2 protein-coding genes are annotated in these 1,411 nt (G+C 52.2%); both read right to left on the bottom strand.

Going from position 1 to position 1,411, the window contains the following annotated elements; genetic code table 11:
• Positions 1-315 precede the first annotated feature (315 nt).
• Positions 316-1,035 carry a hypothetical protein gene (locus ALO64_RS21225; protein WP_044345943.1) on the bottom strand — a complete coding sequence of 240 codons (720 nt, stop codon included), beginning with the start codon at positions 1,033-1,035 and terminating at the stop codon, positions 316-318.
• Positions 1,036-1,218: 183 nt separating this feature from the next.
• Positions 1,219-1,411, bottom strand: a 193-nt coding sequence (locus ALO64_RS24780; RefSeq protein WP_094195106.1) for a helix-turn-helix domain-containing protein, incomplete at its 5' end; no start/stop codon positions are given.

Genomic DNA, 1,411 nt, shown 5'->3' on the forward strand with positions numbered 1-1,411 from the left:
ATCTACACCCTCTTAGAGGCTATTTTTTCATCGAGTTGCCTTGCTGTTACCAGCGCTTCTATTCCAGAGCTGATCACCCGTATAATGTGGACTCCTGGCCTATAGAACCCCTGACGTTTATCGTCAGGGGTCGACAATCAATACGTTAAATGAAAGGTGACTGTTTCCGCCCCCAACGGCTTACTTTGCCAATTTTCTACTTACAGAGTTTCAACACCACCGCTGAAAAAATCGTGAACCGCCGAATGACTTTATATATCCATGTAAAATACTTCTCAGAGAAAGTATTAATCCATGGGTACCCAGAGCAGGTTCTCAATCAATCGAAAACTCAAAAGAGGAAAGATTTTCCAACAGCCATGCAGGGGTATGTACTTCAAGCAGTGCGCTAATGGGCTGCTCCATGATCAACTTGCCGTAGAGGGTCTCTTCCTGCTCCAGATGGGCAAGCTGGGTGGTGCGATAATTGAGCGGGTAGATGCTCTTTTCGATCGGCAGTAATCGGTCGAAGTGTTCGAGCAGGCCGTGGAAGACGATTCGTCGCTCGACTGTGTTCCGTGTGGTGGCAATGAGTTTGACGAAGTACTCACTGTCCTGGTGCCGCAGTGCTTCACCGGCAGTGTAACGCTCGACCAGCGTGTGCAGCGATGCGTCATCGAACACGATGCAACACAGGTCTTCGCGCAACAGGCCTTTGAACGGGTTGTCGACCGCTGGCCGGCGGCCGTGCAAGCCCAGGATGAACTGTACAGCCCGCTCGGCCAGCCACTTGCGCTTGCGCCCCTCAAGCCGCTCGACCTCTTCGATCAACGGGGCCTGGCGTCCATGCGAGCGAACCTGTCGGCAGAGTTTGGCAAACAGGCCAACGGGGCCGGACAGTTTTTTCTGTTGCTCGGCAAGTTGCGTCACCGAAAGTGCCGACTGACGGGTTGCCAGGCGATGGAAGTCTGTTGTGAGATTCAAACCGGGCCGATGCGGATCCAGCCGCAATGACTGATCGGACTCAGACCGGCCCCGAACAAAACAAACAGTCATGATTGCTCCTTTTTATTCTTTACGGTTTGCCGTAAGGACGAACTTCAGAAATCCCCTGTTCCGGGCAGCCAGATAGCCGAACACCGAAAAGCAACCGTAGTGCAACATTGAGATTATTGACCTTGAGGCACTATCCCGATAACGCTGATCGCCCTGACAAGATGTGTTCTGTGACAAGACACATTATGTATGTGCTGACTCGTTACGCAATCCGACAGATGTAGGGGGTCGGTTACTTTTTCCCGGAAGCAAGATAGAAACACAACGCGCCATGAGCTCGACACGGGTCTTTACACGGCTCTTTCTTAGTAGCGAAGACACGTGATCGCGAACCGTATAGTCACTGATACGGAGCTGCCTGGGGAAGCTCCGAGCA

This window comes from Pseudomonas meliae (assembly GCF_001400515.1).
GTDB classification, from domain to species: Bacteria; Pseudomonadota; Gammaproteobacteria; order Pseudomonadales; family Pseudomonadaceae; genus Aquipseudomonas; species Aquipseudomonas amygdali.